The 13,665-nt window shown below is 66.6% G+C and carries 14 protein-coding genes; 9 read left to right on the top strand and 5 right to left on the bottom strand.

Features of this window, described 5'->3' with window-relative positions; all coding sequences use genetic code 11:
• Window positions 1-2: 2 nt before the first annotated feature.
• A complete protein-coding gene (locus AB4061_RS04665) occupies window positions 3-959 on the top strand; it encodes a Bug family tripartite tricarboxylate transporter substrate binding protein (protein ID WP_441631328.1) in 957 nt (318 codons plus the stop codon).
• 112 nt (window positions 960-1,071) lie between these two features.
• Here AB4061_RS04665 and AB4061_RS04670 read toward each other — a convergent pair whose 3' ends face one another.
• Complete coding sequence (locus AB4061_RS04670) at window positions 1,072-1,614, bottom strand: ureidoglycolate lyase (RefSeq protein WP_441631330.1); 543 nt, start codon at window positions 1,612-1,614, stop codon at window positions 1,072-1,074.
• Window positions 1,615-1,865: 251 nt separating this feature from the next.
• Here AB4061_RS04670 and AB4061_RS04675 point away from each other — a divergent pair, with 251 nt between their 5' ends.
• The 5 genes from AB4061_RS04675 (at window position 1,866) to AB4061_RS04695 (ending at window position 6,804) form a co-directional block, all read left to right on the top strand.
• Window positions 1,866-3,188: an MFS transporter gene (locus AB4061_RS04675; RefSeq protein WP_441631481.1), complete on the top strand. Its 1,323-nt coding sequence runs from the start codon at window positions 1,866-1,868 to the stop codon at window positions 3,186-3,188.
• Window positions 3,189-3,320: 132 nt separating this feature from the next.
• Window positions 3,321-4,049 (top strand): FadR/GntR family transcriptional regulator, encoded by a 729-nt coding sequence (locus AB4061_RS04680; protein ID WP_441631332.1) that lies wholly within the window; start codon window positions 3,321-3,323, stop codon window positions 4,047-4,049.
• A gap of 119 nt (window positions 4,050-4,168) precedes the next feature.
• A complete protein-coding gene (locus AB4061_RS04685; RefSeq protein WP_441631334.1) occupies window positions 4,169-5,365 on the top strand; it encodes a methyl-accepting chemotaxis protein in 1,197 nt (398 codons plus the stop codon).
• Between the two features lie 373 nt (window positions 5,366-5,738).
• A complete protein-coding gene (locus AB4061_RS04690; RefSeq protein WP_441631336.1) occupies window positions 5,739-6,110 on the top strand; it encodes an RcnB family protein in 372 nt (123 codons plus the stop codon).
• A 373-nt stretch (window positions 6,111-6,483) separates the two neighbouring features.
• Window positions 6,484-6,804 carry a high-potential iron-sulfur protein gene (locus tag AB4061_RS04695; protein ID WP_441631338.1) on the top strand — a complete coding sequence of 107 codons (321 nt, stop codon included), beginning with the start codon at window positions 6,484-6,486 and terminating at the stop codon, window positions 6,802-6,804.
• Window positions 6,805-6,909: 105 nt separating this feature from the next.
• Here the strand turns inward: AB4061_RS04695 and AB4061_RS04700 are convergent, their stop codons facing one another.
• Both AB4061_RS04700 and AB4061_RS04705 read right to left on the bottom strand, forming a co-directional pair.
• Entirely contained in the window at window positions 6,910-8,367 is a 1,458-nt protein-coding gene (locus AB4061_RS04700; RefSeq protein WP_441631340.1) for a M81 family metallopeptidase, read from the bottom strand.
• Window positions 8,368-8,378: 11 nt separating this feature from the next.
• Window positions 8,379-9,359 carry a tripartite tricarboxylate transporter substrate binding protein gene (locus tag AB4061_RS04705; protein WP_441631342.1) on the bottom strand — a complete coding sequence of 327 codons (981 nt, stop codon included), beginning with the start codon at window positions 9,357-9,359 and terminating at the stop codon, window positions 8,379-8,381.
• 170 nt (window positions 9,360-9,529) lie between these two features.
• Between AB4061_RS04705 and AB4061_RS04710 the strand changes: the two genes are divergently transcribed.
• Window positions 9,530-10,447, top strand: coding sequence for a LysR family transcriptional regulator (locus AB4061_RS04710; RefSeq protein ID WP_441631344.1), 918 nt, complete (start codon window positions 9,530-9,532; stop codon window positions 10,445-10,447).
• Window positions 10,448-10,554: 107 nt separating this feature from the next.
• On the opposite strand, the gene AB4061_RS04715 is transcribed toward AB4061_RS04710, so the two are convergent.
• The gene (locus AB4061_RS04715; protein ID WP_441631346.1) at window positions 10,555-11,025 is read right to left on the bottom strand and encodes a MarR family transcriptional regulator; all 471 of its coding nucleotides are present in this window, start codon (window positions 11,023-11,025) and stop codon (window positions 10,555-10,557) included.
• A 281-nt stretch (window positions 11,026-11,306) separates the two neighbouring features.
• Window positions 11,307-11,954 (bottom strand): metallophosphoesterase, encoded by a 648-nt coding sequence (locus tag AB4061_RS04720; protein WP_441631348.1) that lies wholly within the window; start codon window positions 11,952-11,954, stop codon window positions 11,307-11,309.
• Window positions 11,955-12,183: 229 nt separating this feature from the next.
• Between AB4061_RS04720 and AB4061_RS04725 the strand changes: the two genes are divergently transcribed.
• Both AB4061_RS04725 and AB4061_RS04730 read left to right on the top strand, forming a co-directional pair.
• A complete protein-coding gene (locus AB4061_RS04725; protein ID WP_441631350.1) occupies window positions 12,184-13,020 on the top strand; it encodes a DUF6597 domain-containing transcriptional factor in 837 nt (278 codons plus the stop codon).
• 77 nt (window positions 13,021-13,097) lie between these two features.
• Window positions 13,098-13,451: a VOC family protein gene (locus AB4061_RS04730; RefSeq protein WP_441631352.1), complete on the top strand. Its 354-nt coding sequence runs from the start codon at window positions 13,098-13,100 to the stop codon at window positions 13,449-13,451.
• The last annotated feature ends 214 nt before the right edge of the window (window positions 13,452-13,665 follow it).

A 13,665-nucleotide genomic window follows, 5' to 3' on the forward strand; every position in this document is an offset into this window, starting at 1 on the left:
CGATGAAGCGTTTCCTGATGACCTTGCTGGCCGCCGGGCTGCCGATGCTGGCCAGCGCCCAGGCCTATCCGTCCAAGCCCGTGCGGCTGATCGTGCCGTTCCCCGCGGGCGGGCCCGCCGACGTGCTCGGCAGGGTCGTGGGCGAGGGGCTGTCCAAGGCGTGGGGCCAAAGCGTATTGGTGGAGAACAAGGCGGGCGCGGCCGGCACCATCGGCGTGGAGCAGGCGGCCAAGGCCGCGCCGGACGGCTATACGCTGGCGGTGGTGCCGGTGGGCAATATCGCCGTCAATCCTTCGCTGTTCCGCAGCCTGCCGTACAAGGCGCAGGACCTGGTGCCGGTGACGATGCTGGCGACGGCGCAGAACGTGCTGGTGGTCGGCGCCAGCGTTCCCGCCGCCTCCCTCGCGGATCTCCTCAAGCTGGCGGCGCAAAAACCGGGAGAGCTGACCTTTGCCTCGCCCGGGGCCGGCAGCCAGGCGCACCTGGCGGGCGAATTGCTGCAGCTGGACGCCAAGGTCAAGCTCAACCACATTCCCTACAAGGGCGTGAGCCCGGCCATGACCGATCTGGTCGGGGGCCAGGTGACCATGATGTTCGCGCAGGTCTCGTCGGCGTTGCCCTACGTCAAGGCAGGCAAGCTCCATGCGCTCGGCGTGGCCAGCCAGAAACGCCTGGCGGTGATGCCCGACGTGCCCACCATTGCCGAGCAGGGCTTTCCCAGGTTCGAGGCGGTCTCCTGGTATGCGCTGATGGCGCCGGCAGGCACGCCCAGGGAGGTGATCGCCCGCATCAATCATCAGGTGCTTGAAGTACTGGCGAACCCGGCGCTCAAGGAGAAGCTGGCCACGCTTGGCATGGATCCCAGCGGCGGCACGCCGCAGGAACTGGCCACCACGATTGAGCAGGACAGCGCGCGCTGGGCCGGCGTGATTCGCAAGCGCCAGATCACGGTGGACTGAGGGCGCTGCGAGGCCGCCAGTTTGATCCGCTGCGCCAATCGCAGGCAGCGGGCGAGGGGCGGGATCAGGCCGGTGCAGTCCTGCACCCCACTCGCGGCAGGCGACAGCGCCTTTACCCCGCTACCTGGTAGTTGCCGCGCAGCTCGGTGACGTCGCAGTTGTGGCCCTCGCCGCCGCGGTCCACCACCAGGAAGCGCGCCGCGCCTTGCGTGACGATCAGCGAGTGATGCCAGGCGCCGCGCTTGTAGTTCACGCCTTGCCTGCCGTTGGTGACAAACACGCGGATGGCCGATTCGTCGATCTGGTCGCCAACGGGCGCCACGACCACGAGGAAAGCGGCTTCGTCCAGGGGCACGAAGGCCTGGCTGCCCAGCGGGTGCCGCTCCATGGCGCGGATCCCGAGCGGTAGCGCATAAGGCTGCGCGTCGAAGAAGCTGATCAGCGCCCGGCCTCCCTGCGCGTCGACGTCGACGCCGGCAAGGTCGTCATAGCGCAGCGTCATGCCGCCATTGATCACCATCGGCGCGCGCCCCTCGCTTTCAATGACATCGCCAAACGGGGCGAATGCGGCTACGGTCAGTGGCTCCACCTGCAGGCGCACCGGCGGTTGGGATGGCAGTGGGGGCTGGATCGCCGTCTCGTCGGGAGCAGACACGTTTTTCCTCTTGTCGTGGGTAAGGAGTGGCCGGGGAAGGCGCTTGTCCAACCCCTGTGGATCAACTGGTAATACCAGTAGTGCTAGTATCCGGTTGCTCATGATTGGCGTCAAGGCGCCAATATCACAGGGTTTACGCCGCTTTCCCAAGCAAACGCCGGGACGTATCCTTCGCCATCTCTAAGAAAGCAGACTGGTAATACCAGTTGAAATAACAAGCCGAGCCACCCGAGGAGGAAACCGCTGTGTCCCTGACCACCGCCCCATCGCTAGCCCCCGAGCCCGCCGCCGCCCACGCGGCGGCGGCGCAGGAAAACGCCGTCTACCGCAAGGTTGCGTGGCGCCTGCTGCCGTTCCTGATGCTCTGTTATGTCGTGGCCTACCTGGACCGCGTCAACGTGGGGTTTGCCAAGCTGCATATGCTTGGCGACCTGCGGTTCAGCGAGTCCGCCTACGGGCTGGGCGCTGGCCTGTTCTTCATCGGTTACTTCTTCTTTGAAGTGCCGAGCAATGTGCTGATGCACCGCATCGGCGCCAAGGCGACCATCTCGCGCATCATGATCATGTGGAGCGTGATTTCGGCGGCGATGGTGTTTGTGCAGACCACCACGCAGTTCTACGTGCTGCGCTTCCTGCTTGGCGCGGCCGAGGCGGGCTTTTACCCCGGCATGATCCTGTACCTGACCTACTGGTTCCCGTCGCACCGCCGCGCGCGCATGGTGGCGCTGTTCATGTGCGCGATCCCGGTGTCGGGCATCTTCGGCGGCCCGCTCTCCGGCTTCATCATGGAGTCCATGCAGGGCGTGGCGGGGTTGCGCGGCTGGCAATGGATGTTCCTGATCGAAGCGCTGCCTTCGCTGCTGGTCGGCGTTGCCGTGCTGGCCTACCTGGACAACAACATCCGCTCGGCGCGATGGCTGACGCAGGGCGAAAAAGACCTGCTGGAGCGCAACATCGCCAACGAGAACGCCACCAAAGCCGGGCACATGAGCATGCGGCAGCTGTTCTCGGACCGCCGCATCATCAAGATGGCCTGCATCTGCTTTTGCACGGTGATGGGCCAGTACGGGCTGACGTTCTGGCTGCCGTCCCTGATCCGGCAGGCCGGCGTGAGCGGCGCGCTGAATATCGGCCTGCTGACGGCCATCCCGTTTTCCGTCGCGGTGTGTTCGATGATCCTGGTCAGCCGCAGCTCCGACCGCATGCGCGAACGCCGCTGGCACCTGATCGTGCCGTTTTGCTGCGGCGCCGCCGGCCTGGCGCTGAGCGCGATCTTCAGCGACAACGTGGTGCTTTCGCTCGCCGCGCTGGCGCTGGCGGCGGGCGGCAGCCTGGCCACGTCGCCGTTGTTCTGGAGCCTGCCGACCGCGCTGCTGTCCGGCGCGGGCGCCGCTGCCGGCATCGCCATGATCAACTCGTTCGCCAACCTGGCGGGCTTTGTCAGCCCGTACATGATCGGCCTGATCAAGGACGCGACGCAGAGCACCAACCTGGCCATGTTCGTGCTGGCTGGCGTGCTGCTTTGCGGCGCGGCGCTGACCTATACGGTGCCGGCGCGGCTGGTGAACAAGTAAGCCAGGCAGGTACGCGACAGCGCTGCCCGGGGCGTGCCCCGGGCAGGCCGTCGAGTACAATTTGCCGGCGATCCGGCGGCAAGCGCCGGCCGCTCATCTTTCACGATCCTGCGCAGGACTTCATCGCACCCAATGGTCACAGCTACCGCCATCTCCGCCAACGCCGCGAACCTGATCCGCGAGTGGATCGAGGGCGGCAAGTATCCGGCCGGATCGCTGTTGCCCTCGCAGCGCGACCTGTCGGAGCAGCTCGGCATCAGCCGCACCTCGCTGCGTGAGGCGTTGTCCACGCTGCAGGGGCTCGGGCTGGTGGTCTCGCGCCCCGGCAAGGGCGTGTACGTGGCCGCCGACGCCGGCGACGGCACGACGCCGCCATGGCGTTTTTCCAAATCGCATTCGCTGACCGATATCTACCAGCTGCGCTTCGCGCTGGAGGGCTTCACCGTGGGGCTGGCCGCGGCGGCGCTGCTGGCCGAAGACATCGATGCCCTGCGCGAGAACACCGAGGCCATGCGGGGCTGCATCGACGCGTCCGACTTCACGCAGGCCGCCCGGCTGGACTTTGATTTTCATATGCGCATCATCGCGATCGCCGGCAACCGCGCCATCGCCGATATCCTGCGCAACAGCACCGACGTCATGCAGGAAAGCCAGCGCTTGCCGTTCTACCAGCGCGGCAGCCGCCATGCCACCTACACCGAGCATTGCGCCATCATCGACGCCTTGGCCGCGGGCGACGCCAGCCTGGCCCAGCGCGCCATGTCGGATCACATCGTCCGGGCGGCCCAGCGCGCCGGCGTGCATTTCCCCGCGGGCAGCCGCGCGGGCGACGGGGCGGCGCCGGGCCATCTCCCCGGCTGAGCGGGCCTTGCGGACGGAGCCGTGAGAAGCATCCTGGATTTCTCCTAAAGTTTCTGCGCGCATCGCCGTTATCCAGGCGACGAAGCAGGCGTAGTCCACATAAAAGGGGAGATGCAGCAATGATGTCATTTGCCAACCTGACCACCCGTACGCGCCTTGGCGTGGGATTCGCGGTGGTTTTGCTCTTGATGGCCGCGGCAATCGCGGCCGGGCTGGACCGCCTGCCTGGTGCGAGCGGCGGCGGCGCGCAACAGGCCATCGACGGCGCGCGCACCCTGATGTTTACCCTATGGTTTGTCGCGCTTCTGGTGGGTGCCGCCTTTACCTACGGCATTGCGCGCAGTATCGCCGAGCCGCTAGGCGAGGCCGTCTATATCGCCGAGACCGTGGCCTCCGGCGATCTCAGCAAGGAATTCGAGACCGAGCGCAAGGGCGAGTTCGGCCGCTTGCTGGCCGGCATGGGCGAGATGGAGGACATGCTCACCGACCTGGTGACCCGCATCAAGGAATCGACCGATTCCATCACCGACGCCTCCAAGCAGATCGCCGCCGGCAATGCCGACCTCTCGCAGCGCACGGAGGAGCAGGCCTCGGCGCTGCAGGAAACCGCATCGAGCATGGGCGAGCTGACCGCCATGGTCAGGCAGAATACCGAGCGCGCGCACGCGGCCAATGAACTGGCAGCCAACGCCTCGCATATTGCGCAGCGCGGCGGCACCGTGGTGGGCGAGGTGGTGGAAACCATGCAGGCGATCAGCGCCAGCTCCAAGAAGGTCGTCGACATCATCGACGTGATCGAGGGCATTGCGTTCCAGACCAATATCCTGGCGCTCAACGCTGCCGTGGAAGCCGCGCGCGCGGGCGAGCAAGGGCGTGGCTTTGCCGTGGTGGCCGGCGAGGTGCGCACGCTGGCGCAGCGCAGCGCCGCGGCGGCCAAGGAAATCCGCGGCCTGATCGGCGATTCGGTTGAGCAGGTGCGCAACGGCTCCGCGCGGGTGGAGCATGCCGGCCAGACCATGCGCGAGATCGTGACGGCGTCCAGCCAGGTCACCACCATCCTGGGCGAGATTTCGGTGGCATCGGCGCAGCAGAGCGGCGGCATCGAGCAGGTCAATCAAGCCGTGATGCAAATGGATGCGGTCACGCAGCAGAACGCCGCGCTGGTGGAACAAGCCGCCGCCGCCTCGTCTGCCCTGGCGGAACAGGCGCACCAGCTGCAGAACGCGGTGGGCGAGTTCAAGCTGGAAGCCACCCCTGGCGACGACGCCCCTGGGCAACACCGCTTTGCCGGCATGCTGCGGGGCGCGCACGCCTGATCGCCGGCGGCACATGGCTTGTGATGCGGGCGCGGCTTGCGTGCCGCATCCTGGTCAAATCGGGTTGTCATTCTGACGCGGATGGCGGGCATTTACCGCCACCGTGTTCCTGCCAGTCTCCCTCCGCGTTTCAATTCTTCTCCGCGCAGACACGATGCGCGCCTGATCCGGCGCTTCTCGGCTGCATTCTGCGCCGCAGCCACTATCCTTAAGCCGGGCATCGAAGCCGCGAGCCAGTCCATGGCGACAAGCCGTTCACGTGGACGCTCGTGCTTCTGGCCTTGTTGACGTTGTCCTGCCAAGGGCCACCGCGGCCACCGCGGCCAGCGCGGCTACAGCGGCTAATAAAAAGGAGTGCCTGATGACGAAAACCGTGAGAAGCAAACTGCTGTTGGGCGTGATGCTCGCCGGCGGGTTCCTGGTCTCGGCCCCGAGTTTTGCGCAGCCGGACCGCGGCCCTGACCGTGGCTACCAGTACCAGTACCAGGGCCAGCCATCCCGGGATGCCCGTGAGCGGGCGGGCGACGACCGTGACAACGCGCGTAGCGGGCCGGGCCAGTGGCATAAGGGCGACAGGCTCCCCGCGGAGTACCGCGATCGCCAATATGTGGTGGATGACTGGCGCTCGCACGAACTGCCGAAGCCATCGAAGGGCCACCACTGGGTCGGCATCGGCGCGGACTACTACCTGGTCGCTCCAAATGGGGCGATTGTGGATATGGGTGGACGGGGTGGACGCCGCTAAGACGTTTTGCCCAGCCCGATTGCCCTGCCTGATCCGGCCTCATGCGATCCGGCGGCCGGATTCCGGGCGCGCGCAGGGCATGGATCGCTCACATTCCATGACTACGCGCAACGTCAACGCAATCGACGTCGTCTAAACTCAATCGGGATACAAGCCTGGAGCCGCCCACGATGGCGGCTCCGGGTGCCGGCTGCGCGCACTTTGAATCGACGTGCCTGACACTTGGTTTCTTGCTGGGGCGTGGCCTGCTTCCGGGCTGGTATCCGGCGCGCGCCGTCATGGGCGCGTCGATGATTGACGGACAGTGCTTGCGTGGCTGCACGAGGCGCGGCCCTGTCCGGTTTGTCCCCCCACAGAAAAAAGAGGATTAAAGATGTCAACTCGTCGTCATTTCTTGAAAGGCATTCCGATCATCGCGGCGGCCGGCGCGCTGGGCGTTTCCCTGCCGGCCCGGGCGCAGGGAAGCGGCCCGATGGTGGATGAAAAGGACCCGCAGGCGGTCGGCCTTGGCTACAAGGCGGATTCGTCCAAGGTGGACAAGGCCAAGTATCCGAAGCATGACGCCAGCCAGCATTGCGGCAACTGCCAGCTCTTCCAGGGCAAGGCGACGGATGCAAGCGGCGGCTGCCCGCTGTTCGCCGGCAAGCAGGTCGCGACCAAGGGCTGGTGCAGTGCGTGGGTGAAGAAAGCTTGAAGAAAGCGCGAAGAAAGCGCGAATAAGGCTTGATGGCGGCTGATGGAGGCTTGATGCCGTGAAGGCGGCGCACGCGCGTCTGGGCGCGTGCGCCGCCTTTTTGGTTCAGGCATCGATCGGCCACTTGGGCCGGCGAATGTGCCGATAGGGCAGGGATCGCAAATCGAGCGAGACCGAGCCTGGCGCGTCCGCATAGATGACATGGCGCGCAATCCGCGAGAACGCGGTGTGGAAGTGCTGCGCGGACTTGACGACGATCAGTGTCTTTTCGGGCAGACGGCAGCCGAGCTGCGTGAAGACATCGGTGTCCAGCGCCTGCGCGCGCCGCGTGATCAGCACGATCTCGATGCCATCCGCCACAACCAGCGCTGCGTTGCCCACCGCCGCCGGCGCGCCCGACAGCCCCGTCATGATCATGTCCGGGACCAGCGCCTTCACGGTGCAAGCCAGGTCGATGGGCTCGCCGGACATCGGGCTGACCTTGCCGCCGATGCGCAGCGCCAGCCGCGCGCCCACGCCGGCACTAAAGGCAATGCGCACAGCGATGGGATCCCACAAGGGGCCCACCGCCACGTTGCCGATGCCACGCTCGCGCAGGCGGTGCAGCAGGAACGTGGCATCGCCCGCCGCGCCGCCGCCGGGGTTGTCGGCCGCATCCGCAATGACCACGGGCGCGCCGCCCGGCTCCATGGCCAATGCCAGCGCCTGGTCGATGGCCGCATCCGGGCCAGGGTAAGCGGGTGTCAGGGTCTCGCGCATGCGGATCAGCTCGTCGGCCAGGCGCCGCGCGAGCCGGCGCGCGGCAGCGCCATCGCCATCCGCGTACACCAGCAGCTTGGTGCCCATGTCGGGCACGTCGCCCCACGGGAAGCCATGTGCCACGGAGACCGAGAGGATGCCGTCGCGTCCTTCCAGTGCGATCAGCCGGTCGATGTAGCTGCGTGCCGGCTCCTGGTTGGTCCGGATGGTGACGACCATCCCGCAGTCGGCCACCGCCGCTACGGGGGCGATGTGTCCCGCCACCTGCGCCGCGCATAGGTCCACCAGCTCCAGCGCCCGCTCGCGGATATCGGTGTGCGGATATTCCTTGTAGGCCACCAGGATGTCGGCGTGCGCCACCATGTCATCCGACAGGTGGCAGTGTGGGTCCAGCTCGGCGCCGATCACCACGCCGGGGCCAACCAGCGCGCGCACGCGGGTGAGCAGGTCGCCCTCGCAGTCCGCATAGCCATCGGCCACCATGGCGCCGTGCAGGCCCAGCACCACCATGTCGACGGGGAGCGCTCGGCGCAGGTCGCCGAGCAGCTCATCGCGCAGCACCTCATAGGCCTGGCGCGTGGTGACGCCGCCGGGCTGCGCGCCCGCGGCCATGCCCTCGATCACCACCCAGCCGCGCGCGCGGCCGCGTTCGCGCGCGGCCCACAGCGGGCCGCTGAACATGGTCATCTCCGGCGGGTGCGTGCCTGCGGGAAAGTAGCCGCGGTCGACGAAGGCATCGAGCGCGGTCGGCAGCGGGGCGAAGGTGTTGGTCTCGGTGGCCAGCGAGCCGGTAAAAACGCGCATGATCTGCCAGCCTAGTCAGCGGTGGCGCCAGAGGCCTTGACCACCGCGCCCCATTTGCTGATTTCCGAGCCGACAAATTGGCGCAGCGCCTCGGGCGTGCCGCCGCCCGGCGTCGCCACCATCGCGGCGAGCTTCTCGCGGGTTTCCTTCTCGGCCATGATCGCGTTGACTTCCTTGTTCAGCGTATCGACGATGCTGCCCGGCGTGCCAGCGGGCAGGAACAGCGCATACCACGACACCACTTCATAGCCCTTCAGCCCGCCCGCATCCACGGTGGGGATCTCTGGCGCGAAGGGCTGCGGGCTGGCGCTGGTCACGGCCAGCGCGCGCAGCTTGCCGCTCTTGATCAGCGGCATGACCGACGGCGCCGTATCGAACATCACCTGCACCTGGCCCGCCATCAGGTCGGTCAGCGCCGGTGCGCTGCCCTTGTACTGCACGTGCTCCATCTGGATGCCCGCCATCATCTTGAACAACTCGGCCGACAGCCGCGTGGACGAGCCAGCGCCGGACGACGCGAAGAAGATGCCCTTGGGATGCGCTTTGGCATAGCTGATGAACTCCGCCACCGTCGTGGCCGGCACCGACGGGTTCACCGCCATGATGTTCGGGAAGCGCGTGAGCAGCACCACCGGCGCGAAGTCCTTCTGGAAGTCGAAGGGCAGCTTCTTGTAGAGCGAGACATTGATGGTGCTGGCATTGGAGCCTAGCAGGATGGTGTAGCCATCATTGGGCGAGCGCGCCACGCCGGCCGCCGCGATATTGCTGGCCGCGCCAGGACGGTTCTCGACCACAAAGCTCTGCCCGAGCCGTTCCGACAGCCGGTTGGCCACCAGCCGCGCCACGGCATCGGAGGAGCCGCCGGGCGCGTAACCGACCACGATCTTCACGGGTTTGACCGGGTACGCGGGGTCTTGCGGCGCCGCGCCCGCGGTCTGGTGACAGAGCACGCCCAGGGTTGCGGCTGCCAGGATTGATGCGAAGGGTCTCATGCTTTGTTGGCTCGAAGGGGATCGTGGTCGCGGATTTGCCTCCCGCACATTATTCGCAATTCCAGTCGTCCGAATCAATGTAAGCTTGCCGGGAAATTGTTGCCTATTTGGCAACGATTTATGGAGTTCGAGCCAGTCAGGAAACGTGAAACAGGAAACAGGAACGGAACATGGAAGGCGGACTGAGCGCGCGGCGCCTGCAGTATTTCTTCGAAGCGGTCAACACAGGGTCGGTGCGCGGTGCGGCCGAGCGCCTTGGCGTGGAGCCGTCGATCGTCAGCCGGCAGATCCAGTTGCTGGAGACCGAGCTAGGCGTGGCGCTGCTGGAGCGCAAAGGCCGGGGTATCGTGCCCACGGAGGTGGCCGCCATCGTGATGGACCATTGCCGCGACCGCCAGGCCAGCGAACAAGCGCTGATGGCCAGGCTCGATGAAGTAAACGGCCTGCAGCGCGGGGATATCCAGCTGGTGGCCAGCGAGGGCTTCGTCGACATCCTGATGAGCGGAGTAGTGGACGCGTTCTGCCGGCAATATCCCGGCATCCGCGTCTCGCTCAAGGTGGCGGGTGCCTCCGACGCCGTGCGTGCGGTGGCGCACGACGACGCGCATATCGGCGTCGTGTTCGGCGCGCCCGCGGACCCCGCCGTTCGCGTGGTCACGGCGCGCACGCATCCGCTGTGCGTGATCGCCTGGCCCGGCCATCCGCTCGCGCGGCAGCGCAAACGGCCCGCCTTGAAGGACGTGGCGTGTTATCCGGTGGCGCTGATGGCACCAGGATTCGGCTTGCGCCAGCTGATCCAGATGGCCGAACTGTCCGAGAACATCGTTCTCACGCCCAGCTTCGTCGCCAATTCCATCCTCACGCTCAAGCGCTATGTCGAGTGCCGCCTTGGCCTGACCTTCACCTCCTCGAATTCCGTGGTGAAGGAAGTCGCCAGGGGCGAGCTGGTGGCGTTGCGCACCACCAACCCCATCTTCGAGGCCGCGCAGTCGCGCCTGATCGTCAGGGCCAACCGGCCGCTGACCAGCGCGGCACGCGGCATGCTTGAGCGCATCGAAGCGTCGCCGTTGTTTGGTGGCGGGAAGTGAGGCAAGGCGGGCTTGCCCGGTGCCAGGCGGCATATCGGCGCCGGGCGCGGCAGGGAGCATCGGGGGTTCCGCTTTTGCTTGTTTGTTTTTTGTTTGTTTGCTTGCTTTCAGTGCGCCGGTTCTACCCGGCGTTCCGCCTGGCGCCCAAGCCGCACGCTGTGGTCGTGCAACGTGGCCTTCATGCGCCTGAGCGAGGCCGTCAGCGCGTTGCGTTCCTCTGTGCTGAAGGGGGCCACGGAGACGGAGTGGAGCGCCTTCAACCCTTTCCAGACGCGGTCCACCTTAGGCTCGGCAGGCGCGGGAATCAACGGCTGGCCGGCGGGATCGTATGCGATCCAGCCGTCGGCGTGCAAGGCATCCAGCAGGCTTTCCGAGTGCGCCGCGGATATCAGCATCTGGCCCAGGTAAGGCTCATGGCGAACGAACTCTTCCTGGCGGATAGCGCGCAGCAAGATCCATTTCGGATAGTCGAGTCCAGCATCGTACAGAGTCTGGTCCAGCACACGCTGCCATTCGCGCACGCTGTCCATCAAGGCAAGAAGTACGGATTCCGTCGGTTCGAGAGCCTTAGGCTGCATTGCTTTGTCTCCTGTCTTTCGGGCTTGCCGCCAGACCAGGGGCCGGTGCGTGGCCGGCCCGGGCGGCGCAGGGGATTTGGGCGGGCGTCGCCTGCCTTGATTTCCTGCGGGGCAGACATTAGCAGACAACTTCTGCCATGGCGAAGTGCCCCTGCGGGCCGAAAGGTCTGGCAGTGCATTGCACGGCTCAAACCAAGGGAAAGTCCCAAGTGGCTTGCCCGGTGCGCATCACGCCGGCGTTCGCGCCGCGAACTTCGGTGCGGCTGCTGGCCGGCGTTGTCTTACAGTTCGATGACAAGGCCCGGATTGAAAGCCGGGTTTTCGAGCTTGCCTTCCCGTGCGTAGCCACGCGGGTTGCACACCACGCGGGTGGCGCCCAGGCGATAGTCGAAGCTGTCATGGGTGTGCCCATGCACCCAGAGCGCAGGCTGCCATGCCGCGATTTCCTCGCGCAGGTCGGAGACGAAGCTGGCGTTGAGGTGCGAGCCGGCGAACTTGGGGCTGATGCTCAGCGGTGACGGCGCGAAGTGCGTGATGACGACGGTCTGGCCGTCGTGGGGCGCCTGGAACCGCTGCGCCAGCCAGGCTACCGAATCCCTGAACAGCGCCTGCGACGTGGCGGGCGTGAAGCGCTCCTCGAAATCCGGCGCGACGCGGATGCGCGAGAAGTCGCGCATCAGTGTCTGGGCGTCGCGCAGGCCATCCGCGCGCTGCTGCGGGGAGGAGAACAAGCGGTAGTCGGACCACAGCGTGCAGCCGAGAAAGCGCACGCCGCGGTAATGCCATTCCGAGCGCTCCAGCACCTGTACCTGCGTGCCGGCCGCGCCAGCGCGCAGGGCGTCCATGGCGGTGGCCAGGTCGCTGCCGTAGAACTCGTGATTGCCAGCCACGTACAAGGTGGGCACGGTGGCGGCCGCGGCCCATGCCATGGCTTCCCGGGGGCGCTAGATGTCGCCAGCCAGTATCATCACGTCGACATCGGGATTCGGAAAGTCCATCGGATAGACCGAAAGATGCAGGTCCGAAACCAAACCAATTTTCATGCGTCTCTCCTTGGAGGAAGCTGGCGATGCCAATCCTGGCGCCATGCCTGAACCGCAACCCATCGCCATGAATCACCATCAACCGCCATCAACGCCTGCGCAGACCCACAGAGTAATGCAACAGCCAGATTCGCGACACTCGCCGGACGTTCCTGCGCTGGCAGGCACGGTCGGGCGCTACTGCGAAGCCCAGCCCCGGCGTGAGCTCCAGCCGCATTTCCGGTGCGTGTGGACCAGCGCCTTGCCAGCTGACCACGCGGGTGCGATCGCCGTCGTGCCGGACGGCTGTGTGGATGTGCTCTGGCGCGCCGGCCGGCTGCTGGTGGTCGGGCCTGATATTACCGCGGCCCGGCCGGACCTGGCGCCCGGCGCGGTGGTGCTAGGTGCGCGCTTTCAACCGGGCGCGGCGCTGCCCTGGCTGGGCCTGCCCATGTCGGAGATCGTCGGGAGCCAGGTCGAGCTGGCCGATCTGTGGGGCCCGCGCGGGCGGGAATTTGCCGGGAGGATGGAGGAGGCCGCGGCAGCAGGGCGCGAGGTGGAGGTATTCCAGAGCCAGCTGGCGCAAATGGCGCTGAGCGTCGACGCCCCGAGCCGCGAGGCGGCAGCCATCTTCGCGCTGGTGCAGGCCAATGCCGGCATGGCGGGCGAGACGATTCCCCTGCTCCTGCGCCGGCTGGGCCTTGGCGAGCGCACGCTGCGGCGCCGCAGCGTCGAGCATTTCGGCTATGGCGCGAAGACGCTGGAGCGGATCCTGCGGTTCCAGCGTGCGTTGTCGCTGGCGCTGGAGTCGACGCAACGGGCAGGCAGGGCGGACAGGTCCGATTTTGGGCTGGCCGCGCTCGCGGCGGATGCGGGCTACGCCGACCAGGCCCACCTGAGCCGGGAGATCCAATCGCTGTGCGGCATGACGGCGTCGACCCTGCTGCGCCAGTTGCGCGCGCCAAAGGCTTGATTGGCCGTTTTGTTCAAGCCTTCGCTGCGGCATCCGGGTGAAAATGATGTTCCTTATCCATCACCAGGGAGTTCGCCATGGGCACCAGAGGCCAGGACCGGCAGATTGACAACATCGAGTTCAACGTCAGCGACATCGCGCGCAGCAAGGCGTTCTATGGCGCAGCCTTCGGCTGGACCTTTACCGACTACGGCCCCGCATACTGCGAGTTCAGCGATGGCCGGCTGACTGGCGGCTTCACCACCGGCGAAGCGGTCCGCCCCGGCGGGCCGCTCGTGATCCTGTATGCGGATGACCTGGCGCAGGCGCAGCAGGGCGTGGAGGCTGCCGGTGGCACCGTGGTCCGGGCGGTCTTCTCGTTCCCGGGCGGGCGGCGTTTCCACTTCCGCGACCCGGACGGCTACGAGCTGGCGGTGTGGTCGGCGGCATAGTGCAGGCGCGTCGCCTGGCGCTGCCTTAGCGTTCATTCCCGTCATTTGCCTATCTGCCGGCGACGCCGTCGCCTGCAGATATTCGCGTTATCCCGTATTGTGTCGGCTTGCCATGCCCTCTCCCGCATCGGGAGGGTGAGCCGTGGTGCATGTATCAAACAATCGGGCAGGGCGCCGGCGCATCGCGCGCGGCTTCCCGGGCGCGGCGGTAACT

Source organism: Cupriavidus sp. YAF13 (assembly GCF_052113425.1).
Lineage (GTDB): Bacteria > Pseudomonadota > Gammaproteobacteria > Burkholderiales > Burkholderiaceae > Cupriavidus.

Bases quoted from the DNA above. Each gene is read 5' to 3' on its own strand.
- AB4061_RS04710 (WP_441631344.1), top strand. From the start codon at position 9,530: ATGGAAGGCGGACTGAGCGCGCGGCGCCTGCAGTATTTCTTCGAAGCG.
- AB4061_RS04730 (WP_441631352.1), top strand. From the start codon at position 13,098: ATGGGCACCAGAGGCCAGGACCGGCAGATTGACAACATCGAGTTCAAC.
- AB4061_RS04705 (WP_441631342.1), bottom strand. From the start codon at position 9,359: ATGAGACCCTTCGCATCAATCCTGGCAGCCGCAACCCTGGGCGTGCTC.
- AB4061_RS04695 (WP_441631338.1), top strand. From the start codon at position 6,484: ATGTCAACTCGTCGTCATTTCTTGAAAGGCATTCCGATCATCGCGGCG.
- AB4061_RS04700 (WP_441631340.1), bottom strand. From the start codon at position 8,367: ATGCGCGTTTTTACCGGCTCGCTGGCCACCGAGACCAACACCTTCGCC.
- AB4061_RS04725 (WP_441631350.1), top strand. From the start codon at position 12,184: ATGCAACAGCCAGATTCGCGACACTCGCCGGACGTTCCTGCGCTGGCA.
- AB4061_RS04715 (WP_441631346.1), bottom strand. From the start codon at position 11,025: ATGCAGCCTAAGGCTCTCGAACCGACGGAATCCGTACTTCTTGCCTTG.
- AB4061_RS04685 (WP_441631334.1), top strand. From the start codon at position 4,169: ATGATGTCATTTGCCAACCTGACCACCCGTACGCGCCTTGGCGTGGGA.
- AB4061_RS04665 (WP_441631328.1), top strand. From the start codon at position 3: ATGAAGCGTTTCCTGATGACCTTGCTGGCCGCCGGGCTGCCGATGCTG.
- AB4061_RS04680 (WP_441631332.1), top strand. From the start codon at position 3,321: ATGGTCACAGCTACCGCCATCTCCGCCAACGCCGCGAACCTGATCCGC.
- AB4061_RS04720 (WP_441631348.1), bottom strand. From the start codon at position 11,954: ATGGCATGGGCCGCGGCCGCCACCGTGCCCACCTTGTACGTGGCTGGC.